Genomic DNA, 25157 nt, shown 5'->3' on the forward strand with positions numbered 1-25157 from the left:
GTGGTAAGGCGGGTTCTAACCCGCCTTACCACTCACGACCGGTCCGGGCAGCGTCAGGCGACGTACTCGGCGAGGTGCTTGCCTGTCAGGGTCTTCTTCCGCGCCTTCACCAGCTGAGCCGGCGTGCCCTCGAACACGACCCGCCCGCCGTCGTGGCCCGCTCCCGGGCCCAGGTCGATGATCCAGTCCGCGTGGGCCATCACCGCCTGGTGGTGCTCGATCACGATCACCGACTTGCCCGCGTCCACCAGACGGTCCAGCAGGCCCAGCAGCTGCTCCACGTCGGCCAGGTGCAGGCCCGCCGTCGGCTCGTCCAGGACGTACACCCCGCCCTGCTCGGCCATGTGCGTCGCCAGCTTGATCCGCTGGCGCTCGCCGCCGGACAGGGTCGTCAGGGGCTGGCCCAGCGTCAGGTAGCCGAGGCCGACGTCGGACAGGTGCGTCAGGATCTTGTGCGCCGCCGGCAAGGCGGCGTCCCCGGACGCGAAGAACTCCAGCGCCGAAGACACCGGCATCCCGAGCACCTCGCTGATGTCGCGGCCGCCGAAGGTGTACTCCAGCACGTCGGCGTTGAACCGGCGGCCTTCGCACACCTCGCACGGTGTCGCCGTGCCCGCCATGATCCCCAGGTCCGTGTAGACCACGCCGGCGCCGTTGCAGTTCGGGCACGCGCCTTCGGAATTCGCGCTGAACAGGGCCGGCTTGACGCCGTTGGCCTTGGCGAACGCCTTGCGGATCGGCTCCAGCAGGCCGGTGTAGGTCGCCGGGTTGCTCCGGCGGGAGCCGCGGATCCCGGTCTGGTCGACCGTCACCACGCCCTCGCCGCCGGACACCGAACCGTGGATCAGCGAGCTCTTGCCCGACCCCGCCACCCCGGTCACCACGACCAGCACGCCGAGCGGGATGTCGACGTCGACGTCCTGCAGGTTGTGCGTCGACGCGCCCCGCACCTCCAGGAAACCCGACGGCGAGCGCACCGACGACTTCAGCGACGCCCGGTCGTCCAGGTGCCGCCCGGTCAGCGTGCCGCTGGCCCGCAGACCGTCCACAGTGCCCTGGAACACGATCTCGCCGCCCGCGGTGCCGGCGCGCGGGCCGAGGTCGACGACGTGGTCGGCGATCGCGATCGCCTCCGGCTTGTGCTCGACCACCAGCACCGTGTTGCCCTTGTCGCGCAGCTGCAGCAGCAGCTCGTTCATCCGCGTGATGTCGTGCGGGTGCAGGCCGATCGTCGGCTCGTCGAAGACGTAGGTGACGTCGGTCAGCGACGACCCCAGGTGGCGGATCATCTTGGTGCGCTGAGCTTCGCCGCCGGAAAGCGTCCCGGATGGACGGTCGAGCGAGAGGTAGCCGAGGCCGATCTCGACGAACGAGTTCAGCGTGTGCTTCAGCGCGTCCAGCAGCGGCGCGACCGACGGCTCGGACAGCTTCCCGGCCCACGCGGCGAGGTCGCTGATCTGCATCGCACAGGCGTCGGCGATGCTGATCCCGTCGATCTTCGACGACCGCGCCTCCGGCGACAGCCGCGTCCCGTCGCAGTCCGGGCAGGTCGTGAAGGTGGCCGCCCGCTCGACGAACGCGCGGATGTGCGGCTGCAGCGAGTCGACGTCCTTGGACAGCATGGACTTCCGGATGGCCGGCACCAGACCCGAGTAGGTCAGGTTGATGCCTTCGACCTTGATCTTCGTCGGTTCCTTGTAGACGAGGTCGTTGAACTGCTTCTTGGTGTACTTCTTGATCGGCTTGTCCGGGTCGAAGAAACCGGAGCCGCGGAAGATGCGGCCGTACCAGCCTTCCATGCTGTAGCCGGGGATGGTGATCGCGCCTTCGTTGAGCGACTTGTTCTCGTCGAACAGCGCGGTCAGGTCGATGTCGTTGACGCGGCCGCGGCCTTCGCAGCGCGGGCACATGCCGCCGGTGATGCTGAAGCTGCGGCGTTCCTTGATCTGCCGGCCGCCCTTTTCGAGGGTGACCGCGCCCGCGCCGCTGATCGAGGCGACGTTGAACGAAAACGCCTGCGGCGAACCGATGTGCGGCGTCCCGAGCCGGCTGAAGAGGATGCGCAGCATCGCGTTCGCGTCGGTCGCCGTGCCGACGGTGGAGTGGGCGTTGGCGCCCATCCGCTCCTGGTCGACGATGATCGCCGTGGTGATCCCGTCCAGCACGTCGACGTCGGGGCGGGCCAGGGTCGGCATGAAGCCCTGCACGAAGGTGCTGTAGGTCTCGTTGATCAGCCGCTGCGACTCCGCCGCGATCGTGCTGAACACCAGGGAGCTCTTGCCGGAGCCGGAGACCCCGGTGAACACCGTCAGCCGCCGCTTGGGCAGTTCGACGCTGACGTCCTTGAGGTTGTTCACCCGGGCGCCGTGGACGCGGATCAGGTCGTGGCTGTCGGCCGCGTGCGGTTCGGTCATCGGGTGCTCCAGGTTTTCGTCCGGGCCTCGGCGGCCTGCCGGTAATCGTGCGGGGAAACGCCGTAGGCGTCTCGGAAACGGCTGATGAACTGCGTGACGGGCAGGCCCGTCGTGCTCGCGAGCGACTCGATGTCCAGCGGCAGCGCGTGTTCGCGGTCGATGCGGTCGCGGACGCGCCGCAACAGCGCCAGTTCGCGGAAATGCTGCTGCGCGGCGGCTTTCAGGCTGAGGCACATAGGGGATTCCTCTCCGGGGTACGCCCGAGCACCGCCCGGGCCGCGATCGGCAGCAACAGCAGGGTCAGCACGCCGGACAGCACCAGGCCACCGGTGCTGCCGGCCAGTTCGATCAGGGGGCCGCCCAGGGCCAGCCCCAGCGGGGCGGCCACGGTGGCGCCGGTCGTCCACAGCGTCACGACCTGCTGCTGCTCCCCGGGGGCGAGCCCGGACTGCAGGAAGCTGTACGCGACCGGCGTGAACGGCGCGTACACCAGCCCGCCCAGGCCGAAGACGAGCAGGGCCACGGTGAGGTCGCCGGTGACCGCGAGCGCGATCGGGCACAGCGCCCACAGGCCGATGATCGCGACGAGCAGCGGCCGCTGCGGCAGGTTCCGCAGCCGGCCGACGAGCGCGGCGCCGAGGAACGCGCCGGCCCCGAGCGCACCCCACAGCACCCCCAGTCCGGACGCACCCGCGTGCAGCGTCCCGCTCACGTACAGCGGCAGCGCGACTTCGACGGGCATGTACAGGAAGTTGAAGAAGAACTCGACCACCAGCAGCCGCGCGGCGACCGGGCGGCGGCGCAGGATCCGCCAGCCCGACTCGGGCGTGCCCTCCTCGCGCAGCGCGTCACGGTCGCCGGCGCCGCGGGGGACGCACGCCAGCAGGACCAGCGCCCCGCACGCGTCGGCGAAGAGCGCGAACCCCGCGCCGGCGGTCGCGACGACCACCCCGCCGAGCACCGGCCCGGCGATGTAGAGCGCGAACGTCGTGTTCAGGCCGAGCAGGCCGTTGACCGAGAACCGGCCGGCGTCGCCCGCGGCCGACGTCGCCAGGACGCGCCGGCTGCTCGACCCGGCCAGCCGGAACGCCGCGCCGAAGAACAGCCCGGCGACCAGCACCGGCAGCGTCAGCCGGCCGGTGACGGCCAGGACGCCGAGCGTGGCGAAGGTCAGCGACCGCAGCACGCAGTCGGCGACGAGCAGCGTCCGCGGCGCCACCCGCACCCGGCCCAGGCCGACGGCCAGCGCCAGCACGGTGGACAGCACGAACGGCGCGGCCTCGACCAGCCCGATGGCGATCGCCTTCGGGACGCTGCCGTGCAGCGACAATGTCTGGACGGGCATGGCGACCAGCAGCATGCCGGTGCCGACGTTGGCCAGGAGGTCCCCCAGCAGGAGCCCGGCGACCCGCCGGTCGCGCAGCACCTCGCGGTAGCCGAGCGCGGGGACGGTCGTGGTCAGCGCAGTTCCTGGATGCGGAGCAGGTTGCCCGCCGGGTCGCGGAACGAGCAGTCCCGGATGCCGTACGGCTGGTCGACCGGCTCCTGGACGACTTCGGCGTTGCCGGCTTCGAGCTTCGCGAAGAGGGCGTCGAGGTCCTTGGTGGCGAGGTTGACGCTCGCGTAGGTGCCCTTGGCCATCATCTCGTTGATCATGCGGCGCTCGTCGTCGGTCAGGCCGGGCGTCGCGGCCACCGGGGACAGCACGATCGAGGTGTCCGGCTGGTTCGGCGGGCCGACGGTGATCCACTGCATGTCGCCGTACTTGACGTTCTGGCGGACCTCGAAGCCGAGCAGGTCGCGGTAGAAGGCGAGCGAGGCTTCCGGGTCGGTGTGCGGGAGGAAGCTCGAGTGAATGGTGACGTCCATGGTGGTCACCCTAGGTGGCGGCCGAGGGCCGCGCTTCTCGATTCCTGATCGGTCTGGTGACCTGTTTGGCCACGCACGGCGGCATCCCGACGGTGGCCTCCGCCTGCTGCTCGCGGTAGACGCTCGGAGGCATCCCGACCAGCTCGGCGAACCGCGTGCTGAAGGTGCCCAGCGACGAAAACCCGACGGTGAAGCAGACCTCCGTGACGCTCAGTTCGCCCGTGCGCAGCAGCGCCATCGCCCGTTCGATCCGCCGGGTCATCAGGTACGAATACGGTGACTCACCGTAGGCACGCCGGAACTGCCGGCTGAGGTGCCCGGCCGACATGTTCACCCCCCGGGCGAGCGCCTCGACGTCGAGCGGCTGCGCGTACTCCCGGTCGATCCGGTCCCGGACGCGCCGCAGCAGCGCGAGGTCGCGCAGGTACTGCGCCGAGGCGGGCGAGCTGGTCACGGATGAATCCTGCCACACCTGACGGCCCCGGCGGAGGAGTTCGAAGCCGACCCTCCAGGGACGCGAACCGACTCCTCAGGTACGCGAGCCGACCCTCCGGACACGCGAGCCGACCGTTCGCGCACGGCATCTCGCGTGCTCGAACGCGCATCTCGCGTGACTGGAGGGGCATCTCGCGTGCTTGGAGGGGCATCTCGCGTGCTTGGAGGGGTATCTCACGTGACTGGAGGGGCATCTCGCGTACCTGGAGGGTCGGTTCGCGTGTCTGGAGGGTCGGCTCGGGTGAAGGGGGGTCGGCTCGAGGGGGGAGCCGTCCCGGGGGTTCCCGTGCCTCCGGGACGGCCGTGCACCGGTGCTGCAAGACCGTGGCGCTCCCTGACGGCGGCATACCCTTCCGCCGGCAGCGATCGTCACGGCCCGTGCGCCCCGGCGGGGGAACCGCCGCGGCGCTCGGCCCCGTGCCCCCGCCCGGTGCGCCGGAAGAAGGCCACCCCGGGGGCGTCGGGTTCCCTCGGGATGACCTTCTCCTGGCCCGCCGGGCGCTCGTGGTCCACGACCGCGAGGCGGGCTGGGGGACGTCGGGGCCGGTCACCACACACCCAGCCGCGGAGGGAGTGTGGTGACCGGCAAGGGACGGGGGCCGCCGCGCGCAGCCCCGCCCCGGCTTTTCTCTACCTCCCCATCGGGATGGCCATGGTCGGCAGCGCGGCCCCGGGCTGCGCGGCGAACGCCGTGGTCGGCGGGGCCGGCAGGGACTGCGCGGGGAACGCCGTCGTCGGGATGTCGTTGGCGAACTCGCTCTCGAACTCGCGCTCGAAGGCCTGGTGGTCGAAGCCGCTGTCGAACTCCGCCGGGACGTCGGCAGCGAGTGCGGCCAGCGCCGGCTCGACGACCGGGACCTCGGGGACCTCCGCCGCGGGTGCGGGCTCCGGCTCCGGCACGTAGTCCGGTGCGGGGAGCCGGCGGTCCAGCTCGGCCATCCAGTCGAGCATCGCCCGCGGCTTGTCCCAGCAGGAGATGCCGACGAGCCGGCCGTCGCGGACGAAGCCGGTGATGCCGTCGGCCAGCGACACCGTGTCCTCGGCCAGCGAAGGCATCCCGCACATCTGCAGCCGCGTGTCGTACAACGTCGACCAGGCGCGGGGGAGCGGGGTGAACGGGATGGCGCTGGAGTGCCCCATCAGCAGGTTGTCCGCCGCGTGCCGGGCCGATTCGACGGCGTTGATCCAGTGCTCGACCCGCCGCGGGGTCTCGTCGAAGCGCAGGTTCGGCCAGCGCGCGATGTCGCCGGCGATGACGACGTCGGAGGCGCCCTCGGCGAACAGCTTCGAGTCGCACAGGACCCCGTCGCTGATGTCCAGGCCCGACCCGCGCATCCAGTCCACCGACGGGACGCTGCCGATGGCGAGCACGACGACGCTGGCGACCAGCAGCTGGTTGTTCGTCAGGTGCAGCCCGACGGTGTCCTTCGTGCTGATCCAGTGCCGCACTTCGCTGCGCATGGCCAGCTTCGCCCGGTGCTCGTGGTGCGCCTCGACGATGCCGCTGGAGACGCGGTCGCCGAAGCGGTGCAGCGGCGCCTTCGCGTGCCCGATCAGGGTGACGTCCCGGCCGATGTGCCGCATGCTCGCGGCGAACTCGTTGCCGATCAGGCCGGCCCCGATCACGACGGCCGGCTTCTTGCTGGCGTTGAGGCAGCGCCGCACCGCCATCGAGTCCTCGACCGTGCGCAGGATCCGCACCCGCGGGTCGTGCCGCGGCGCCCCGGGCAGGTGCCGCGGGTAAACGCCGGTCGCGGCGATCAGGCCGTCGTACCAGAGGGATTCCCCGCCGGGCAGGTGCACGACCCGCTCGGTGGTGTCCAGGTGCGTCACGCGCGCGCCGAGGCGCCAGTGCACGTCGAGGTCCGGCAGGTAGTGCGAAAGGCCCACGTCGCTGGGCCGTTCGGTCCCCATCACCAGCGCCTTGGAGACCATCGGCCGGTGGTAGGGCCGCCGGGCCTCGTCGCCGATCAGGACGATCTCGCCGTCGAACTTCTGTTCCCGCAGGCGTTCCGCGGCGCGCAGCCCGGCGACGCCCGCACCGACGATGACGATCCGGTCGCCGTCAGCCATCGAGGTCCCCTCTCATCACGACCGCCTGCATCGGGCAGCAGCGGGCGGCCATCTTCGCCTGTTCCATGGTGGTCTCGTCCAGCAGCCGCGTGTGGAAGCGCAGGCGGCCGTCCTGGCCGAGGTCGAACACGTCCGGTGCCTCCATGGCACAGATGCCGTAGAGCTCGCACCGGTCGTTGTCGACGCTGATCCGGGGCCCGCCACCGGGCAGTCGGAGCGGCATGTCAGGCCACCTGCTCTTCCACGAGGCCGATGCGTTCCAGGGTCCGGGCCGGCATGAACCGCAGCATCGACACCGTCACGGCCGGGACCAGCAGCGTGATGCCGCCGAGCCAGGTGACCGAGAGGTGTCCGTTGGCGATGGCGCCGAACCAGGAGTGGATCGCGATGAGGGCGACGGCCGGGTAGGCGCAGCGGTGCAGCCACAGCCAGCGCCGGTAGGACGTGAAGCGCTGCAGGCCGGCGGTGAGGAAGATGGCGAACATGACCTCGAAGCCGATGATGCCGGCGATGTGGCGCGCCTCCTGGCCGGAGCCGAACGGGACGAACATGTAGGCGAAGCTGTACGGCGCGACCGTCAGGTAGGTGAACCCCAGTGCGTGGACGGCGCCGAAGATGATCGTCGCGGTGGCCAGCACCATGTGCGTGCTGCGCAGGCCCTTCCGGCCGGTGACCGAGCGGATCCAGCCGGTCGCGGTGAGCACGCCCCAGGTGAGCGTCAGCATCGTCGCCGCGTAGGACGTCCGGGCGGCGAAGGCCGCGAGGCCGCGGGCCGCCGGGTCGGTCTTCGGCTGGAACTGCTGGGTGAGGAAGATCGTCGCGTTGTGCCAGGTCTCAACCATGGCTACCCCCGGTTCTCGCGGCGGCCGGCCGGGCGCCCCTGGCACGGCTGCGGTTGCCCTTGATCTGGCGCAGCACGTAGAACAGCCCGCCGCCGACCAGCAGGAACAGTGCTCCCACCACGGCGATCTGGGACGTGTCGAGGCCGAGCTGGATGCCGGTGGGCGCCGCCGTGGTCGAGACGACCGGGGCGGGCAGGGCGGTGTAGTCGACCATCCCGGTGCTCTCGAGCATCGTCATGTGCCGCATCACGGCCTGGTTGCCGACGGTGGCGAAGGCCCGCACGTCGTCGTTGCGGGTACCGGCCCGCAGCTGCGCGAGGACGGCGAACACCTGGCCGTGCGCGGCCCGCAGCCGGTTGGCGAAGACGCGGTCGAACTCCGGGCCGGGGGAGGCGGCCATCTCCTCGGCGAGCCAGCCGCGCTGCTCGTCGGAGGGCTGGTCGGGGACCGGCGAGTTCAGCTTCTGCGACAGGGCGCGGGTCGCCACGTCGAGGCGGCCGTGGTCCATCATGATCGCGAAGCCGACCTTCTGGACCAGCGGGCTGCCCTTTTCCATGGCCATCATGCCCGAGGGCATTTCCCACAGACCGGCCTGGCGGACCTTGGTCAGCAGCACCGCGTCGGTGTCGGACACCGAGTTCACGGCGCCGGTCTGGGCGAGCGAGGCCGAGCCCGGCGCGAGCAGCGTCAGGATCGCGGCCAGCACGAACAGGATCCGGACCAGCGGCCGGGAGCGCTCGAGGACCGACGGGGGTTCGCAGTCGAACCCGGCGAGCTCAGACGCCGAACGCATTTTGCCTCCACTCGTCCTGGGTCAACGTGATCTTCTTGCCGTCCGGCGCGATCGGGTACCACGCCTGGTCGGCGCCCTGGCCGGAGGTGTCGGCCGGCTCCTGGTCGCCGGTGAAGTGGTACAGCGGCCAGCCGGCGAGGGTCTGCTGGACGCTGCCGTCGTCGCGGGTGATCTGGCCGATCAGCGACTGGTCGACGTCGATCGGGGCCAGGGTGCCGGGCTTGACCGGGATCCACTTGGCCGCGCACGCGTCCGTGCAGTTGGACCGCGACGGCCTGGGGGTGTCGCGGTCGTAGCGGTAGATCGTGTACCCGGTCCCGTCGACGAGCAGGAGACCGAGGTCGAACGTCTTCGCGGCCCGGAGCTGGCTCTTCGCCGGGTTGTTCGGGTCGGCCGTGATGCCCTGCGGCATCGGCAGCACGACCTGTCCCTGCTGCATGCCGGGCATCTGCATCCCGGCGCCACCCGCGGCGTACCCGCCACCCGAGGTGGTGGCGGCGCCGGCGGTACAGGCAGTGAGCAAGGCGAGTGCGGAGAGGCACACGGCGGCGGGGACCACCGGGCGGGGAATGCGGATCACTGCTCCTCCGTGGGGCATGACTACGCGCTGTTGCCGGTAGTGCAACGGAAAAGGGCGCGAAAGATCCACAGTGGACATTCGGTCCGGAGTGGATGCGGAGCGTTGCGGGGGACAACGCCTGGTCGGGGTCTTCGGTAGGGGATACGGACACGGTCCGGAAACGGTTCAAAAAAGTTTTGGCCCGGTTCGCGGGTCCGAAGTACTGGACGTAGGCCGTCCGGCCCACCAGGATGTCCCGCGTGGGACGGCACACCCGGGCGCTGAGATCCGTCGGAGACCCCGAAGCCGTCGTCGAGCCCGGCGACGGTTCCGATGATCTTGCCAAGGCGCTCTACCAGGAGTTCGGCGGGTCCCTCATGGCGTTCGCGCTGCGGCTGACCGGCCACGACCGGCAGTGGGCCGAGGACGTCGTGCAGGAGACCCTGATCAAGGCGTGGCGGAACGCGGACAAGCTCGACCGCCAGCCGGAGATGCTGCGTGCCTGGTTGTTCACGGTGGCCCGGCGTACCGTCATCGACGGCTGGCGCAGCCGCAGTGTCCGGCCCCAGGAGCTCGAGGAGATCGAATCCGACGCGATCGCGGTGTCCGACGAATCGGACCGGACGCTCGCCGCGATGATCGTTTACGAGGCGCTGCAGGGCCTTTCGCCCGAGCAGCGGGAGGCCATCCAGCAGACCTACCTGCGCGATCGCACCGTGAACGAGGTCGCGGCGACCCTCGGCGTGCCCCCGGGCACCGTCAAGTCCCGCATCCACCACGCCGTCCGCGCGCTGCGCCGGGCCCTGCGCGAGCGGGGGTGAACTGAACGTGGCCGGTTCCGCACACACCGACGTCGCCGCGTACGTGCTCGGCGTCCTCTCCGAGGCCGAGAACACCCAGTTCGAAGCCCACCTGATGAACTGCCCGCACTGTCAGCTCGACCTGATCGAGCTCTACCAGCTGCCGGACGTCCTCGACCTGGTGAAGCGCAGCTGGCCGGAGCCCCCGATGCCCGCGCCCGGCCCGCGCACCCTCTCGCCCGGCCCCCGGGTGCTGCGCGGCCTGATGGAAGAGGCCGCGGTGAAGCGCCGCCGCCGTCGCCGGATCGGCATCCTCGCCGGGGCCGCGGCCGCGGCGGCCGTGATCGCCGGCCCGCTGGTGACCCTCGCGGTCCGGCCGGCCGACGCCGTCCCGCCCGCCTCGCTCGCCGCCCCGAGCGGCAAGCAGCCGCCCCCGGTGACGAGCGTCGAGGGCACGTCCACGCCCCCGCCGTCCACGTCGGCCGGTCAGCCCGGCGGCGGCCAGACCTACGGCCGCGGCAGCGGCGGGTCCGCCGTCAGCGCGCTGGTCACGGTGTCCCCGGTGGAGTGGGGCAGCCGCGTCGACCTCGAGCTGCGCGGGATCGTCGGACCGGTGAAGTGCCAGCTGGTCGCCATCCCGGCGACCGGAGCCGAGCGCGTGGTGTCCAGCTGGTCGGTGCCGCCCAAGGGGTTCGGCATCCCCGGCTCGCCGGAACCGTTGCGGCTGCAGGGTTCGGTCGCCCTGGCGATGGACCAGATCAGCCGCTTCGAGGTCCGCGGCGACGACGGCACGGTCCTCGTCGTCGTGCAGCGCTGACTTTCTCTTTTCCCCTCCGACGCCGTGACCTGGGTGAATGCCGCCCGGTTGCGTTCCGGTTGATAACGAACAGATAACGGGCCGGTCGCTTTTGAACCTCGGGGCGCTCGGGTCCGTATCCCCCAATGCATCCCCCGATGCATCCCGACAGCCGGAACCGCAAGCATCCCCCTTACCGGTTCCGTGCGATCTCGACCTCAATTGACGGTAGTTCTTGCCCGGGCTGCCGCGCAGTTCGGCGCGCCCGGAAAAACGAACGAGGTGAACTAGTCCATGCCCCGGAATTCTCGGCCCCCCGTGTCGGGCAAGCATCGTGTCGCCCGCCGAACCAAGATCGCGATGGGCGCGATCGGCCTGGCCATCGCGGTCGGCGCACTCGCCGTCGCGGTCACCACGGGCCGCACGGGCGAAGCCAGCGCGGACCCCGCGGACCCGTCGTTCTTCATCGACATCAACAAGGTCCCCGCCGGCAACAACGTCAATGCCGCCCTGAAGAAGAAGGGTGCGCAAGGGTCTTTCACCGTCAACTGTGGAACCAACGCCGACGGTGCGCACCAGAACCCGGACAACTTCATCGCCCAGCCCGGGATCAAGAACGGTGCCCAGCACCTGCACGACTACGTGGGCAACCTGACCACGAACGCCGACTCGAGCCTCAAGAGCCTGCTCGCCGGCGGCACCACCTGCAAGAACGGCGACAAGTCCGCCTACTTCTGGCCGGTCATCCGCATCGACCGGGGCGACAAGGAAGCGCAGCAGCAGAAGAACCAGAAGGCCCAGCAGCAGCAGAAGGGCAAGACGGGCGACGTCCAGGAGGACAAGAGCGCCCAGGACGCCAAGGACACCCAGGACCAGCGCAACAACCAGGGTCAGGGTGGCGGCCGCTCGGGCCGGAGCGCGCAGCAGCAGGGTGACCAGCAGAACCAGAACCAGGACGGTCAGCAGCAGCGCCGCCAGCGCAACCAGGACCAGAACAACCAGCAGCAGAACCAGGACCAGAACAACCAGAACAACCAGCAGGACCAGAACAACCAGCAGGACCAGAACAACCAGCAGGACCAGAACGGCCAGAACAAGCAGGGCCAGAACAAGAACCAGCAGCAGAACCAGAACAACCAGCAGCAGAACCAGAACAACCAGCAGCAGAACAACCAGGACAAGGCCAACCAGAACCAGAACCAGAACCAGCAGCAGGACGAGCTCGGCGGCATCCAGGGCGCGAACAAGGAGGTCGGCGACAACGACGGCACGATCATCGAGCCGGAGTCGGCGACGCTGAAGTTCATCGGCGGTGGCGCGCAGGACGTCGTCGCGATGCCGCTCGGCCTGAAGATCCTCTACGGTGACGCCAAGCAGAGCACCAACGGCCCGAAGAACGCCCGGCCGAGCTGGACCTGCACCGGGTTCGAGGACCGGCTGACCGACCTGTACCCGATCTGCCCGGCGGGCAGCAAGGTCGAGCGCATCCACGCCTTCCCGAACTGCTGGGACGGCAAGAACACCGACAGCAAGGACCACCGCAGCCACATCGTCTTCGCCAACCAGCAGGGCAAGTGCCCGCAGGGCTTCAAGAACGTGCCGCAGCTGCAGGTCACCCTGGTGTACAACGTCCCGCAGGACGTCCAGCAGAACGGCGAGTACAAAGTGGACGCGTTCGCCCAGGAGAAGCACAACCCGCGTTCGGACCACGACGACTTCGCGAACGTGATGAGCAAGCAGATCATGGGCCGCCTGGTCAACTGCGTCAACTCCGGCAAGGCCTGCGCCGAATAGCCACCGCGCTCCCGGCCCCTTTCGAGAAGCCAGGAAGGAGAACCTCCGATGTACCGTGCTCGCCCGGTTGCCGCCCTGCCGCTCGCCTTCGCCGGACTCGCGCTGGTCGCGGCCTGCGGGACCAACCCGTACGCCACTTCCGGTGCCGGTCAGCAGCTGACCCTCGGCGCCCAGCAGCAGCAACCGGCGAGCGCGGTCCCGGCCGGTTCCCCGGCCGAACGGGCCCAGCTCATCACGTCCACTGTGGATGGTCTGGGCGAAGTTCTGGCCGACGGCGAAGGACACACGCTCTACCGCTACGCCAAGGACACCGCCGAGCCGGCGAAGGCCACCTGCGCCGGCCCGTGCGCGATGACCTGGCCGCCGCTGGTGTCCGACGTCCCGGCGCTCGCCGCCGGCGTCGACGGCGGCCTGGTCGGGCAGGTGACCCGGCCCGACGGCACGAAGCAGGTGACGGTCGGCGGCTGGCCGGTCTACCGGTACGCCAAGGACACCGGGCCGGGCGTGGCGCTCGGCCGGAACGTCAGCGCGGACTGGACGGCGATCACGCCTTCGGGGAAGAAGGCGGACGCGGGCCCGGCCACCGTCGGCACCACCGACGTCGGCGGCCTCGGGCCGGTCCTCACGGACTCGGCCGGTCGCACGCTCTACCTGTTCACCAAGGACGGCAAGGGTTCCGGAAAGTCCACTTGCGACGGAACCTGCGCGCAGAAGTGGCCGCCGCTGCCCGCCGACGGCCGGATCACGGTCGCGGCCGGGATCGACTCCGGCCTGGTCGGCCGCATCCGCCGGCCGGACGGCACCAGCCAGGTGACGGTCGGCGGCTGGCCGGTCTACACCTACGCCCAGGACACCGCCTCCGGCGAGGCGAGCGGCCACGGCGCGGGCGGCACGTGGTTCGCGGTGGAACCCAACGGCTGCAAGGCGAACCCGGCGAGCCGGCCGCAAGTCCGGCAGGCCGTCGCGACCACCCCCGGCGGGTACTGACCCGCCCCACGAACCCCGGCCCGGCGGACACTTCCCTCCACCTCACCCCCCCCAGTCCGCCGGGCCGGTTGCTTCACCCCGAGAAGAAAGGCGGGACCCCGTCCCGCACCCCGAGCCCCGGTCCGGTGGACTCTTCCCTCCACCTCACCCCCCGTCCACCGGGCCGGGATTCTTCACCCCCCACCGACCCGGCCGAGCCGGGTCAGCGAAGGAGGAAAACGGCGGGAGCCACTCCCGCCCGCGAGTTCCGGCCCGGTGGACGCTTCCCTCCACCTCACCCCCCCAGTCCACCGGCCGGAACCTCCCCCCGAACCGCCCCCCAGCCACGCAAGATGCCCCTCCAATCACGTGTGATGCCTTCCAAATCACGCGAGATGCCCGCCCAATCACGCGAGTCCCGTCTCCGAGCGCGCCGGATCCGCCGCTGAACACGCGAGTCCCGCCTCCGTCCACGCGAGACCGCTCCCGAAGCCCCGCCGGTGGCCGCCCCTCGGCCGTCGGCCGCCGCTCGAAAGTCCGCTTCCGCGGCACGTCCCGGACCCCGGTCCCGGGGGATGCTTCCCTCCACCTCACCCCCCTCATCCCCCGGACCGGTCAACGCTGCGGTCCCCGTGCTCCGGCACGGGGACCGCGGCCCAGAAGTCCAGCGGCACCCGCCCGGTCCCGCGCCCCGCCGAATCGAGCAGCCGGCCCATCAGCTTGACGCTCCGCAGGGTCACCGCCCGGTCGACGATCTCCAGCCACGGCAGCTTCGCCGCCAGGCCTGCCTCGAGCGCCAGCACGTCGTGCGACGCCGGGAGCCAGACCACCAGCATCAGGTTCGCCGCCCCCGACAGGGCCGCGCACATCCGGACCTCCGGCACCACCGCGAGCGACCGGGCGGTCGTCTCCAGCTTGTCCGGCGGGACGCGCAGCCACAGCGTGACCGTGACCGGCGCCGGTGACACCGACCGCGCGATCTCGCAGCGGACGCGGATCGCGCCGCGGCCGAGCAGCGCGTCGAGCCGGCGCCGGACGGTCGTCGCCCCGACGCCGAGTTCGCCCGCCAAAGCCGCTGCCGACACGCGGGCGTCCGCCCCGAGCGCCAGGATCAGCGCCCGGTCCGCCGCGTCGAACCGCACCGGTGTGCGCTTTCGCGGCGGCTTCGCCGACAGGGCTTCGCGTTGCCCCGGCGAGATCGCCCGGACCCGCCAGCGGCTGCCCTCGGTGAACATCCGCGGGGACAGCACCGTCCGCGCCCGCGTCACGCCCGCCACCGCCGCCACCCGGCCCGCGACGTGCGCGCCCAGCTCCCGCAGGGACGGCGCCACGACGTGCACCAGCAGCTCGCACGGCCCGGCGACGTGCTCGACGGTGGCCACGTGGACGTCCGCCGCCAGCGCGAAAGCGACGTCGAGCACCGCCCCCGGCTCGCAGTCGAGCGCGACGAAAGCCAACGCCAGCTGCGTGGTCAGCTCCCCGCCGGCGTAGGCGGTCAGCCAGGCGTCACCGCGCTCCACCAGCGCGTCCCACCGCCGGGCCGCCGTCACCGCGCCCAGGCCCAGTGCCTCGCCGAGCGTCGACCACGACGCCCGCGGCGCCGCCTGGATCGCGTCGACCAGTTTGAGGTCCTGCTCGGCCAACATGGCGGATTCTTCGCTCATCAGCCCTCGGATCGGTGGTTTTGACGATTTTCCCCGGTCATTGTGCTCGACACTCGCATGATCGGCGGATGACCCTGCGATCCGACGCCGCCGCCCTGCTCGACGACCTGGTCGCCCTCCGCCGCGACCTGCACCGCATCCCCGAAATCGGCCTGCACCTGCCGCGCACCCAGGAACGCGTCCTCGCCGCCCTCGACGGCCTGCCGCTCGAAGTCACCCTCGGCAAGAACCTGTCGTCGATCACGGCCGTCCTGCGCGGCGGCAAACCCGGCGGCAAACCCGGCGGCGCCGTCCTGCTGCGCGGCGACATGGACGCGCTCCCGGTCACCGAGGCCAGCGGCGAGGAGTTCACCTCGACCCACGACGGCGCCATGCACGCCTGCGGCCACGACCTCCACACCGCGGGCCTGGTCGGCGCGGCCCGCCTGCTCGCCGCGCGCAAGGAAGACCTCCCCGGCGACGTCGTCTTCATGTTCCAGCCCGGCGAAGAGGGCTGGGACGGCGCCGGCCACATGATCGACGAAGGCGTCCTGACCGCGTCCGGCAAGCCCGTCGACGCCGCCTACGGCCTGCACGTCTCGGCCGCGAGCTACGCGAAGGGCCAGTTCACCGCCCGTCCCGGCACGCTGATGGCGGCGTCGGGTGCCCTCGAGGTCCGGGTCAAGGGCGACGGCGGCCACGGCTCCTCCCCGCACGACGCCCGCGACCCGATCCCGGCGGCCTGCGAGATGGTGACCGCGCTCCAGACGATGGTCACGCGCACTTTCGACGTCTTCGACCCGGTCGTGATCACCGTCGGCTCGTTCCACGCCGGCACCCGGCGCAACATCATCCCGGACGACGCGGTGTTCGAGGCGACGCTCCGCTCGTTCTCCCCGGAGGTCGCCGCGCGGGTGGGGGAGCGGGCGGTGCAGGTCTGCCGCGGCATCGCCCAGGCGCACGGCCTCGACATCGACGTCACCTACGAACCCGAGTACCCCGCCACGGTCAACGACGCCGAGGCGTACGGCTTCGTCGCCGACACGATCCGCGACGTCTTCGGCGCGGAACGGTTCACCGAGATGGCCGATCCGATCACCGGTTCGGAGGACTTCTCCCGCGTCCTGGACCGGGTTCCGGGCGCGTACCTCTTCCTCGGCGCGTGCCCGACGGACCCGGCGAGCGCCCCGGACAACCACTCGCCGCGCGCCCGCTTCGACGACAGCGTGCTCGGCGACGGCGCCGCGCTGCTGGCCGAACTCGCGGTCCGCCGCCTCACGCTCCTGGCCGGGTGACGCCGGTGCGCCGCTACCACTGGCCGCCGCTGCTGCCCGTCGTCGCGCTGGTCCTGATGCCGTTCCTGCCGTTCGTCAACACCACCGGGCTGTGGCTCGGGCTGCCGCGGATGGTCGTGTGGGGCGCGTTCTGGTGCCTCATGTTCACCCCGGCGCTGCTGCTGTCGGAACGTCTGATGCGCGCGGGGGAGGACGACGGATGATCCTCGCCTTCACCCTCGCCGGCATCGTGCTCATCGGCGTGCTCGGCTTCGTCGGCCGCCGCCGCCCGGCCGCGGACCTGGCCGAGTGGACCGTCGGCGGCCGCCGGTTCGGCGCCGTGACGATGTGGTTCCTGCAGGCGGGCGAGGTGTTCACCACCTTCACCTTCCTCGGCATGGCCGGCCTCGCGTTCTCCGGCGGCGTCGCGGCGATGTACGCGCTGCCGTACGTCCCGATCGCCTACGTCGTGCTGTTCTTCCTCGCGAAACGCCTGTGGACGCTGGGCAAGGAGCGCGGCTACCTCACGCAGGGCGACTTCCTCGAGGACCGTTACTCCAGCCGGGCGCTCGGAACGCTGTCGGCGGTGCTCGGCGTCGTCTTCGTGCTGCCCTACCTGCAGCTGCAGATCACCGGGCTGGGGCTGATCGTCCGGCTGGTCACCGGCGACACCGCGTCCGGGACGCTGAGCATGGTCGCCGGCAGCGTGCTGGTGGTCGCGTTCGTGCTGTGGGCCGGGTTGCGCGGCGTCGCGGCGACGTCCTACTTCAAGGACGGCATCATGCTGGTCGCGCTGGTGGTGCTGATCATCGCGGTGCCGACGCACTTCGCCGGCGGCATCCCCGCGGTGTTCCACAAGATCGAACAGCTGCACCCGGAGAAGCTGATCGTCCACAGTGGAGCGAACGACCACGTCTGGTTCGTGACGAGCATGCTGGTCAGCGCGATCGGCGTCGGGCTGATGACACTGCCGCACTCGTGGCCGGCGCTGATGTCCGCGCGCGACCCGAAGGTGCTGCGGCGCAACTACGCCTGGATGCCGGTGTACGAGCTGTGCCTGCTGCTGCCCATGGTGATCGGGTTCGCGGCGATCCTGGTGGTGCCCAAGGGGAGTGACCCGAACGGCGTATTGCTGACGCTGTCGAAGGACGCCCTGCCCGGGTGGGTGACGGGGATCGTCGTGGTCGCCGCGACGGCCACCGCGATGGTGCCGGCGGCCGGCATCCTGATCGGCATCTCGTCGCTGGTGGCGCGCAACATCGTCCGGGTCCGCAGTGGCCGCCGCCAGTTCTGGATCAACCACGGCACGGTTGTGCTCGCGAGTACTCTTGCCCTCGTGCTCGGCATCTTCCGGCCGGATCTGCTGGCCAACCTCCTGCTGCTGACCTATTCCGGGTCGGTCCAGCTGGCCCCGGCGAACCTGCTGGGGTTCCTGCGGCGCGTGCCGGTCGGCAAGGGCCCGGTGCTCGCCGGGCTGGTCGCGGGCGAGCTCGTGGTGCTCTGGCTGACCTTTGTGGACACTCATCTCGTGGGCACGGTCAACGTCGGCCTGGTCGGGCTCGGCGCGAACGTGGTCGTGCTCGCACTGACCGCGGCGGTGGCGCCGCGGCGGACGGCTCTCGTGGAGGCGGCGTGACGCGCACGGTGTTCACCGGCGGCTCGGTGTTCGACGGCACCGGCGCGGACCCGGCGCCGGCCGACGTCGTCGTCGAGCACGGCCGGATCGTCGACGTCGGCACGGACCTCGACGGCGACGAGGGCGTCGACTGCAGCGGCACGGTGCTGCTGCCCGGGCTGTTCGACTGCCACGTGCACGTGACGATTTCGGACATCGGGCTGCTCGCGCGGGTGCAGAAGCCGTTTTCCTACCAGTTCTACGAAGCCGCGCGGAACCTGTGGGCGACGCTGGGGCTGGGCATCACGACGGTCCGCGACGCCGCGGGCGCCGACCTCGGCATCAAGCAGGCGGTGGACGACGGGCTGATCCCGGGCCCGCGGCTGCAGATCTCGGTCGGGCTGATCAGCCCGACCGGCGGCCACGGCGATTCCTGGCACCCGTCCGGGCTGTGCGTGCCGCTGATGCTGCCGCACCCGGGCCGCCCGGACGCGACGGCCGACGGCCCCGACGAGATGCGGCGGGTGGCCCGCACGCTGCTGCGCGCGGGCGCCGACGTGCTGAAGGTGTGCACGACGGGCGGCGTGCTGTCCCCGCGCGACGACCCGCGGCACGCGCAGTTCACCCCGGAGGAACTGGACGTCCTGGTGACGGAGGCGGCGATGCAGGGCCGCCCGGTGATGGCCCACGCCCAGGGCGCGGCGGGCATCAAGAACGCGGTCCGCGCGGGCGTCCGGTCGATCGAGCACGGCATCCACCTGGACGACGAGGCGATCGAGCTGATGCTGGGCCACGGAACGTGGCTGGTCCCGACGCTGATCGCCCCGGTGAACGTGGTCCGCGCGGCGGACGCGGGCGTCGACCTCCCGGCGGCGGTGGTGGCGAAGGCGCGAGAGGTGGTGGAAGCCCACCGGGACTCGGTGCGCCGCGCTTATGCGGCGGGGGTGCGCATCGCGATGGGCACGGACAGCGGCGTGGGGCCGCACGGGACGAACCTCGAGGAACTGGCGTTGATGGCGGCGTGCGGGATGCCACCGGGGGACGTCCTGGAGGCGACGACGTCCTCGGCCGCGCGGTTGATGGGGCTGGACGGGGAGCTGGGGCGGCTGGAGCCGGGGCTGCGGGCGGATGTCGTGGTGGTGGCGGGGGATCCGTACGACTTCCCGGCGCTGGCGTCGAACATCCGGGAGGTCTGGAAGGACGGCATCCGGGTCGTCTAACCGCCGATCCGAGCGAGATCGACGATGGCCTTGTCAAAGTGAAAGACGTCGGCGGGAACATTCTTGGTGTCGTCGGTCAGGAGTGCGACGTAGCAGCCGTAATCGATGGCGAAGCCGTCGTACTGCCGTCCCGGGTGCCGGGGATCGACGACGCCTCGGCGGAGAACGTGGAGCAGGCGCGCATCGCACAACGCGTCGATCGTGGCCGGACGATCCGCCGCGGGCAGGAGGAAGGTGCGGGAGCGGCGGCGTCCCACCACTTCGTCGACGAGGTTCGCGAGGAGCTGGTCGGCGCCCTCGTACCTTTTCAGCGCGATTTTCTTGTCTCGCAGGTACCAGTCCTTCGCTGCCCGGCGCACGTGCGAGACATCGATCTTGCCCGTGTGTGCGTGCTGAGCAGCGAGCGCGGCGATGTTGATCGCGTCACGGGGCACTCCTTCGGCTGCTCTGACCAGCTCAGGTAATGCTCCCTCCCGAAACGTGCCTTCCGTGAAGTCGTCGATGTCCGGGGTGGCGGTCCGCAGCATGGTCTTGAGAACCGGTCGAACGTGGTTGTAGAACAGTTGTCGGAAGAAGGCTTGGGCTTGTTGCCGCGACTGGTCGAAGACCAAGGCGTCGTCGAGGCTCACCGTCGAAGCGGCGTCCGAGCCGACCTCGATGCCGAGGTAGTCATCGTGGACCGGAATGAAGAACCGTGCGCGGTGCTCGATGGCGGCGATCTTCACGGTTGTCCCGCGTATCGGCAGGATGCTGCGTCGCAGCAGGTCTGCCAGGAACGGCTGCAGGTCAAGCGGTATGCTGCTCCATTCGTCGAGCAGTATCCACAACCTCGTCGGCCGAATCCCGTCGGCGACTGCCTGGATCGCCCTGCTGAGCGGACCGAACATGACCCGGTGCTGTTCGACACCGGTGCGTTTCCGTCGGCTCGAAGCAGTCGTGGAAGCTTTGTGGTGCAGGCCGGCTTTGAATCCGCCCGTTCGGCCCAATGACGCTTCGAGACCACCGACGTGTTCGTCGGCGTCGCCGCGAGTCTGCTCCTGCTCGGTCTCTCCGACGACCTCGACTTCGGTCGCCGCGGCGGCCCAGTCGTCGAGGCCCTGCATGACCTGATCCTGATCGAAGTCCCGGCCGTCGATGGCCACCGCAACGAGCTGGTCGTGAACCGCCTCGAGCGTGTCCACGAGAAGCTGGGTGCCGCGTTGGGCCGGGCTCAATGCCTCGTTGGCGTACAAGCCGCCGGTCGACCCGATCGTGCGCAAGTCGAGATATACCGCGACGTCGCCGGTCTGTTCGATGAGGTCGTGGAGATGCAGCAGGCCGTGGGTCTTGCCCGTGCCCCGTCGGCCGAAGAGGATCTGGTGGTCGGTCGAGTTGATCATGGCGGAGAAGGAGCCGGCCGTGACGTAGGTGGCCGCCAACGTCGACCGATCGGCGCTTTCCGCGCGGCGGGGAATCCGCATCAGAGCCTGGTTGAGGTGCATTTGGATGGCCTGGGCCATGCGACTCCCTGCTCCCGGTAGCCCACGTCTTCCCGGTGAGCCGACTTGCAACGCCTTCCGAGTCGTCGCGGCCGGAAGGGGCGTTACATCAGGGTCACGCTTCCGGGCTCAGCAGTTCCTTCAACGCCGCAGCGAACTTCACCGGGTTTCGCTGTGGTGCCAGGTGGGACCCCGGCAGCTCCGTGAACGGCAACCCCAGCTCCAGCGCCAGGATCTTCGCCGGCTGGTAGTGGTACCGGCCCCGGCTTCCTTCGCCCGCCACCGGGAAGATCTCCGTGCTCGCCCTGCGCAGGGCCCGCAGGTCCGGCAGGTAGTCGAAGAACTCCGTCAGCTCGCGGTCGAACAACCGGATCCAGTCGGCTTCGTGCGGAAGGCGCAGATTGGGCAGGTTCGGCAGGGCCGCGCCCGCGATCGCGTCCGCGAAGCGCGTCACCGCCGCCATCAGTTCGCCCGACCGGGCGAGGCGGACCTGTTCGGCCGCCGCTTCGAGCCAGCCGCTCGCGTCCGGCATCAGGTGGACCGCCGGGGGTTCGTGGGCCACCAGCGTCGTCACGCTGTCCGGGTACCGGGCGACGAGGTCCAGGCCGATCAGCGCGCCCGCGCTCGAGCCGAACACCATCGCCGGGCCGGTCGCCGCGTGGTTCAGGACCGCCCGTGCGTCGTCGGCCTGCAGGGACACCGGGACCGGGCCCGTCGTCGTGTCCGTGCTGCCGAAGTGGCCGCGCCGGTCGTAGGTGATCACGGTGTAGTCCGCGGACAGCTGCTTCGCCAGCGCGCGGTAGGAGTCACCCGACCCCGTGCCGCCCGCGATCAGCAGCAGCGCCGGGCCCTCGCCGCCGCGGCGGACGAGGAGCTCACCGTCCTCCACCGGGCAGCGGCTCTCCGAGATCATGCATCGAAGTGAAGCACAAGGGCCGCAAGCTAATGTGCGCGGTATGACGGAACGGCGAGCGATCCTGAGCGGGTCCGCGTTCGAGGAGCAGATCGGTTACGCGCGGGCCGTGGTGCACGGCGATCGCGTGTACGTCTCGGGCACGACCGGCTTCGACTACGCGGCGATGACCATCTCCGACGACGTCGTCGAGCAGGCGGCCCAGTGCCTGCGCAACATCGAGGCAGCGCTGGCCGAAGCGGGCTGCACCTTCGCGGACGTGGTCCGCGTCCGCTACCTGCTGCCCTCGCGCGCGGACTTCGAACCGTGCTGGCCGGTGCTGCGCAAGGCGTTCGCCGACGTCCGCCCGGCCGCGACGATGCTGGAGTGCGGCCTGGCGGACCCGCGGATGAAGATCGAGATCGAAGTGGACGCGCTCAAAGCCGCTCGATGATCGTCGCGGTGGCCAGTGCGCCGCCCGCGCACATCGTCACCAGGGCCGTCGCCGCGTCGCGGCGTTCCAGCTCGTGCAACGCCGTCGTCAGCAGCCGGGCGCCCGTGCTGCCCACCGGGTGGCCGAGGGCGATCGCGCCGCCGTTGACGTTGACCCGGGACGGGTCCGGCGCCACCACCTGCTGCCACGACAACGCCACCGACGCGAACGCCTCGTTGACCTCGAACAGGTCCACGTCGGCCACCGTCATCCCGGTCCGGGCGAGCACGCGTTCCGTGGCGCGGATCGGGCCGTCCAGGTGGTAGTACGGCTCCGCGCCGACCAGCGCCTGCGCGACGATCCGGGCGCGCGGACGCAGGCCCAGCGCCGCCGCCCGGTCCGCCTCCAGCAGGAGCAGCGCCGCCGCGCCGTCGGAGATCTGGGACGACGTGCCCGCCGTGTGGACGCCGTCCTCGACCACCGGCTTCAGCCGCGCGAGGCCCTCGACCGTCGTCTCGCGCAAGCCCTGGTCGCGGGAGACCAGCCGGGTTTCCCCGGTCGGAACACCATCCGGGGACAGCACCGGCGCCTTCACCGGCGCCACCTCGCGGTCGAAGTGGCCCGCCGCCCAGGCGGCCGCCGCCTTGTGCTGGGAGGCCGCGCCGAACGCGTCGACGTCGTCGCGCTTCAGCCCGCGCCGGACCGCGATGCGCTCGGCCGCGCCGTACTGGTCGGGCAGGTCGATCGACCACGACGACGGCCGCGGGGACGCGCCGGCGCGGTTCGTGCCCAGCGGGACCCGGCTCATCGCCTCGACCCCGCAGGCGACCCCGGCCTCGATGGCGTCCGCCGCGATCAGGCCGGCGACGAGGTGGGTGGCCTGCTGCGCCGAGCCGCACTGGGCGTCGATCGTGGTCGCGCCCGCCGTCTCGGGCAGGCCCGCGTGCAGCCACGCCGTGCGCGTGACGTTGTTCGACTGCTCACCGGCCTGCGTGACGCAGCCGCCGATGAGCTGCTCGACGAGCCCGGGGTCGATCCCGGCCCGGTCCAGCAGGGCCAGCTGGGCGGCGCCCAGCAGCTCGGCCGCGTGCAGGCCGGCCAGGAGCCCGCCCCGCTTGCCGATCGGGGTCCGCACGGCTTCGACGATGACCGGCACGCCCATGTCGTCCCCTTCGTCGGGAAACACTGTCCAGGCCAAAAACTAGAACAAGTTATTGTTTTGTGCAAGTCTGCGCAGGCGTGACGCGTTCTTGATCTTCATCGGGTGAGCGCACGCTCACCTGCCATCGCCGGTTGAGTAAACGGGTTTCACTGAAGCTCTTCCCATGGTTAACACCGTATGCTTCAATCCAAGCTAGAACGTGTTCCAAGTGCGAACCGTGGGAGGCAACGTGGCCGCTCCGCTCATCCCCGCCGGGTTCGACTTCACCGATCCCGATCTCCTCGCAGAACGGCTCCCCGTCGCCGAGTTCGCGGAACTCCGGCGGACCGCTCCGGTGTGGTGGAACCCCCAGAAGCACAACACCGCGGGCTACCGAGACGACGGTTACTGGGTCGTCTCGCGCCACGCGGACGTCAAGGAGGTCTCCCGCGACAGCACGCTCTACTCGTCGCGGGAGAAGACCGCCATCATCCGCTTCGACGAGAACATGACCGAGGACAACCTCGAGGCGAACCGCCTGGTGCTGCTCAACCAGGACGCCCCGCAGCACACGAAGCTGCGGCGGATCGTGTCGAAGGGCTTCACCCCGCGCTCCATCTCGAAGCTCGAGGACACCCTGCGCGACCGCGCCGAGCGGATCGTGCACGAAGCGCGGAAGAAGGGGTCGGGCGACTTCGTCACCGACGTCGCGTGCGAGCTGCCGCTGCAGGCGATCGCCGAGCTGATCGGCATCCCGCAGGAGGACCGGCTCAAGATCTTCGACTGGTCCAACCAGATGGTCGCCTACGACGACCCGGAGTACGAGGTCGCGCCGCTGGAGGCGTCGGCCCAGCTCGTCGGCTACGCCTGGAACATGGCCGAGGACCGGCGCAAGTGCCCGATGGACGACATCGCGACCAAGCTCATCCAGGCCGACGTCGACGGGGAGTCGCTCGGCTCCGACGAGTTCGGCTTCTTCGTCATCCTGCTCGCCGTCGCCGGCAACGAGACCACGCGCAACGCCATCACCCACGGCATGAAGGCGTTCCTGGACCACCCGGACGAATGGGCGCTGTTCAAGGAGCAGCGGCCGAAGACCGCCCCCGACGAGATCGTCCGCTGGGCCACCCCGATCGTGGCGTTCCAGCGCACCGCCACCCGCGACACCGAGCTCGGCGGCGCGCAGATCCGCAAGGGCGACCGCGTCGGCATGTTCTACAGCTCGGCCAACTTCGACCACGAAGTCTTCGACGACCCGGAGAAGTTCGACATCCTCCGCGAGGACAACCCGCACGTCGGCTTCGGCGGCACCGGTTCGCACTACTGCATCGGCGCCAACCTGGCCCGCCTGGAGATCGACCTGATCTTCAACGCGATCGCGGACGTGATGCCGGACATCACCGAAGCGGCGCCCCCGGTGCGGCTGCGGTCGAGCTGGATCAACGGCATCAAGCACTACCCGGTGAACTACGGCTGAGGAATTCCAGGACGCGGTCCCCGGCGAGCTCGGCCGCGCGCTCGTCGTACTCGGGGCCGTCCGCGTCGGTGAAGAAGTGGCCGATGCCCGGGTAGGTGAACACCCGGGCGTCGGCGCCCACCCAGGCCGCGGTCGTGCGCCACGCCGTGATCTGCGCCGGGGGTGCGATGGGGTCGGGGTCGGCGACGTGCACCTGCACCGGCAGGCCGGCCCGGATCCCGGCCGGCAACGCCCCCACGGCGTGCAGCATCAGGACGCCGGCCGTGCCGAGGCGGTGCGGCAGCACGGTCTCGACCACGCCCGCCCCCATCGAGACCCCCACGAGCACGGTCTCCGGTGGCAGCTCCCGCACGGCATCGAAGGCCCGCTGGGTGATCGTTTCCCAGCCGACGGCGTCCTTCAGCGCGAAGCCTTCGTCCAGGCTCGACGCCGTCCGGCCGGCGTAGAGGTCCGGGGTGGCGACCCGGTGCCCGGCCGCCCGCAGCCGCTCGGCGAGGCCGTGCTCGACGGGCCGCAGGCCCAGCACGGAGTGGAACACCACGATGTCGGTCATCCGGCGATTCTGCCCGCAGCTGCCATGATG

At 70.7% G+C, this 25157-nt stretch carries 26 protein-coding genes; 10 read left to right on the forward strand and 16 right to left on the reverse strand.

The annotated features are described in order from the left end of the window. Positions 1 to 53 precede the first annotated feature (53 nt). The 11 genes from ABZW17_RS35370 to ABZW17_RS35420 form a co-directional block, all read right to left on the reverse strand. The gene (locus ABZW17_RS35370; protein WP_354823829.1) at positions 54 to 2414 is read right to left on the reverse strand and encodes an excinuclease ABC subunit UvrA; all 2361 of its coding nucleotides are present in this window, start codon (positions 2412 to 2414) and stop codon (positions 54 to 56) included. Beyond that, positions 2411 to 2650 carry an AraC family transcriptional regulator gene (locus ABZW17_RS35375; RefSeq protein ID WP_354823831.1) on the reverse strand — a complete coding sequence of 80 codons (240 nt, stop codon included), beginning with the start codon at positions 2648 to 2650 and terminating at the stop codon, positions 2411 to 2413. The genes ABZW17_RS35370 and ABZW17_RS35375 overlap by 4 nt, the downstream gene beginning before the upstream one ends. Next, complete coding sequence (locus ABZW17_RS35380) at positions 2635 to 3840, reverse strand: MFS transporter (protein WP_354823833.1); 1206 nt, start codon at positions 3838 to 3840, stop codon at positions 2635 to 2637. The genes ABZW17_RS35375 and ABZW17_RS35380 overlap by 16 nt, the downstream gene beginning before the upstream one ends. Positions 3841 to 3872: 32 nt before the next feature. Next, entirely contained in the window at positions 3873 to 4283 is a 411-nt protein-coding gene (locus ABZW17_RS35385; protein WP_354823835.1) for a VOC family protein, read from the reverse strand. 10 nt (positions 4284 to 4293) lie between these two features. Next, positions 4294 to 4737, reverse strand: coding sequence for a helix-turn-helix transcriptional regulator (locus tag ABZW17_RS35390; RefSeq protein WP_354823837.1), 444 nt, complete (start codon positions 4735 to 4737; stop codon positions 4294 to 4296). Between the two features lie 410 nt (positions 4738 to 5147). Beyond that, a complete protein-coding gene (locus tag ABZW17_RS35395; RefSeq protein WP_354823839.1) occupies positions 5148 to 5291 on the reverse strand; it encodes a hypothetical protein in 144 nt (47 codons plus the stop codon). A gap of 117 nt (positions 5292 to 5408) precedes the next feature. Next, the gene (locus tag ABZW17_RS35400; RefSeq protein ID WP_354823841.1) at positions 5409 to 6851 is read right to left on the reverse strand and encodes an FAD-dependent oxidoreductase; all 1443 of its coding nucleotides are present in this window, start codon (positions 6849 to 6851) and stop codon (positions 5409 to 5411) included. After that, positions 6844 to 7074, reverse strand: coding sequence for a ferredoxin (locus ABZW17_RS35405; protein WP_354823843.1), 231 nt, complete (start codon positions 7072 to 7074; stop codon positions 6844 to 6846). Before ABZW17_RS35405 ends, ABZW17_RS35400 begins: the two co-directional genes overlap by 8 nt. Before the next feature lies 1 nt (position 7075). Further along, positions 7076 to 7693: a ferric reductase-like transmembrane domain-containing protein gene (locus ABZW17_RS35410; protein WP_354823845.1), complete on the reverse strand. Its 618-nt coding sequence runs from the start codon at positions 7691 to 7693 to the stop codon at positions 7076 to 7078. Continuing rightward, a complete protein-coding gene (locus ABZW17_RS35415) occupies positions 7686 to 8486 on the reverse strand; it encodes a DUF4142 domain-containing protein (protein ID WP_354823847.1) in 801 nt (266 codons plus the stop codon). Before ABZW17_RS35415 ends, ABZW17_RS35410 begins: the two co-directional genes overlap by 8 nt. Beyond that, positions 8470 to 9066, reverse strand: coding sequence for a hypothetical protein (locus ABZW17_RS35420; RefSeq protein ID WP_354823849.1), 597 nt, complete (start codon positions 9064 to 9066; stop codon positions 8470 to 8472). Before ABZW17_RS35420 ends, ABZW17_RS35415 begins: the two co-directional genes overlap by 17 nt. Before the next feature lie 239 nt (positions 9067 to 9305). Here ABZW17_RS35420 and ABZW17_RS35425 point away from each other — a divergent pair, with 239 nt between their 5' ends. The 4 genes from ABZW17_RS35425 (at position 9306) to ABZW17_RS35440 (ending at position 13422) form a co-directional block, all read left to right on the forward strand. Further along, the gene (locus ABZW17_RS35425; protein WP_354823851.1) at positions 9306 to 9866 is read left to right on the forward strand and encodes a sigma-70 family RNA polymerase sigma factor; all 561 of its coding nucleotides are present in this window, start codon (positions 9306 to 9308) and stop codon (positions 9864 to 9866) included. Positions 9867 to 9873: 7 nt separating this feature from the next. After that, complete coding sequence (locus ABZW17_RS35430; RefSeq protein WP_354823853.1) at positions 9874 to 10662, forward strand: zf-HC2 domain-containing protein; 789 nt, start codon at positions 9874 to 9876, stop codon at positions 10660 to 10662. A gap of 273 nt (positions 10663 to 10935) precedes the next feature. Continuing rightward, the gene (locus tag ABZW17_RS35435) at positions 10936 to 12435 is read left to right on the forward strand and encodes a DUF1996 domain-containing protein (RefSeq protein WP_354823855.1); all 1500 of its coding nucleotides are present in this window, start codon (positions 10936 to 10938) and stop codon (positions 12433 to 12435) included. A gap of 48 nt (positions 12436 to 12483) precedes the next feature. Then, positions 12484 to 13422 (forward strand): hypothetical protein, encoded by a 939-nt coding sequence (locus ABZW17_RS35440; protein WP_354823857.1) that lies wholly within the window; start codon positions 12484 to 12486, stop codon positions 13420 to 13422. Between the two features lie 578 nt (positions 13423 to 14000). Here ABZW17_RS35440 and ABZW17_RS35445 read toward each other — a convergent pair. After that, entirely contained in the window at positions 14001 to 15065 is a 1065-nt protein-coding gene (locus ABZW17_RS35445; RefSeq protein WP_354823859.1) for an AsnC family transcriptional regulator, read from the reverse strand. Positions 15066 to 15133: 68 nt separating this feature from the next. On the opposite strand from ABZW17_RS35445, the gene ABZW17_RS35450 reads away from it, so the two are divergent. Genes ABZW17_RS35450 through ABZW17_RS35465 form a run of 4 tightly spaced genes read left to right on the forward strand, consistent with a single transcriptional unit; the run spans position 15134 to position 19153 of the window. Then, positions 15134 to 16339 (forward strand): M20 family metallopeptidase, encoded by a 1206-nt coding sequence (locus ABZW17_RS35450; protein WP_354823861.1) that lies wholly within the window; start codon positions 15134 to 15136, stop codon positions 16337 to 16339. Continuing rightward, positions 16336 to 16542 (forward strand): hypothetical protein, encoded by a 207-nt coding sequence (locus ABZW17_RS35455; RefSeq protein WP_354823863.1) that lies wholly within the window; start codon positions 16336 to 16338, stop codon positions 16540 to 16542. The genes ABZW17_RS35450 and ABZW17_RS35455 overlap by 4 nt, the downstream gene beginning before the upstream one ends. Next, a complete protein-coding gene (locus ABZW17_RS35460; RefSeq protein WP_354823865.1) occupies positions 16539 to 17954 on the forward strand; it encodes a sodium:solute symporter family protein in 1416 nt (471 codons plus the stop codon). Before ABZW17_RS35455 ends, ABZW17_RS35460 begins: the two co-directional genes overlap by 4 nt. Then, complete coding sequence (locus tag ABZW17_RS35465) at positions 17951 to 19153, forward strand: amidohydrolase family protein (RefSeq protein ID WP_354823867.1); 1203 nt, start codon at positions 17951 to 17953, stop codon at positions 19151 to 19153. The genes ABZW17_RS35460 and ABZW17_RS35465 overlap by 4 nt, the downstream gene beginning before the upstream one ends. On the opposite strand, the gene ABZW17_RS35470 is transcribed toward ABZW17_RS35465, so the two are convergent. Then, the gene (locus tag ABZW17_RS35470) at positions 19150 to 20652 is read right to left on the reverse strand and encodes a hypothetical protein (protein ID WP_354823869.1); all 1503 of its coding nucleotides are present in this window, start codon (positions 20650 to 20652) and stop codon (positions 19150 to 19152) included. The genes ABZW17_RS35465 and ABZW17_RS35470 overlap by 4 nt on opposite strands. Before the next feature lie 94 nt (positions 20653 to 20746). Then, the gene (locus ABZW17_RS35475; protein WP_354823871.1) at positions 20747 to 21544 is read right to left on the reverse strand and encodes an alpha/beta hydrolase; all 798 of its coding nucleotides are present in this window, start codon (positions 21542 to 21544) and stop codon (positions 20747 to 20749) included. A gap of 43 nt (positions 21545 to 21587) precedes the next feature. Here ABZW17_RS35475 and ABZW17_RS35480 point away from each other — a divergent pair, with 43 nt between their 5' ends. After that, a complete protein-coding gene (locus tag ABZW17_RS35480; RefSeq protein WP_354823873.1) occupies positions 21588 to 21977 on the forward strand; it encodes a RidA family protein in 390 nt (129 codons plus the stop codon). Here the strand turns inward: ABZW17_RS35480 and ABZW17_RS35485 are convergent. After that, complete coding sequence (locus ABZW17_RS35485; protein ID WP_354823875.1) at positions 21961 to 23118, reverse strand: steroid 3-ketoacyl-CoA thiolase; 1158 nt, start codon at positions 23116 to 23118, stop codon at positions 21961 to 21963. The two genes, ABZW17_RS35480 and ABZW17_RS35485, sit on opposite strands and share 17 nt — an antisense overlap. A gap of 229 nt (positions 23119 to 23347) precedes the next feature. Here ABZW17_RS35485 and ABZW17_RS35490 point away from each other — a divergent pair, with 229 nt between their 5' ends. Then, on the forward strand, positions 23348 to 24574 hold the full coding sequence (locus ABZW17_RS35490) for a cytochrome P450 (RefSeq protein ID WP_354823877.1): 1227 nt from the start codon (positions 23348 to 23350) through the stop codon (positions 24572 to 24574). Here ABZW17_RS35490 and ABZW17_RS35495 read toward each other — a convergent pair. Next, positions 24546 to 25127 (reverse strand): dienelactone hydrolase family protein, encoded by a 582-nt coding sequence (locus ABZW17_RS35495; RefSeq protein ID WP_354823879.1) that lies wholly within the window; start codon positions 25125 to 25127, stop codon positions 24546 to 24548. The two genes, ABZW17_RS35490 and ABZW17_RS35495, sit on opposite strands and share 29 nt — an antisense overlap. Positions 25128 to 25157: the final 30 nt, after the last annotated feature.

The organism is Amycolatopsis sp. NPDC004625, from assembly GCF_040609695.1.
Classification (GTDB): Bacteria; Actinomycetota; Actinomycetes; order Mycobacteriales; family Pseudonocardiaceae; genus Amycolatopsis.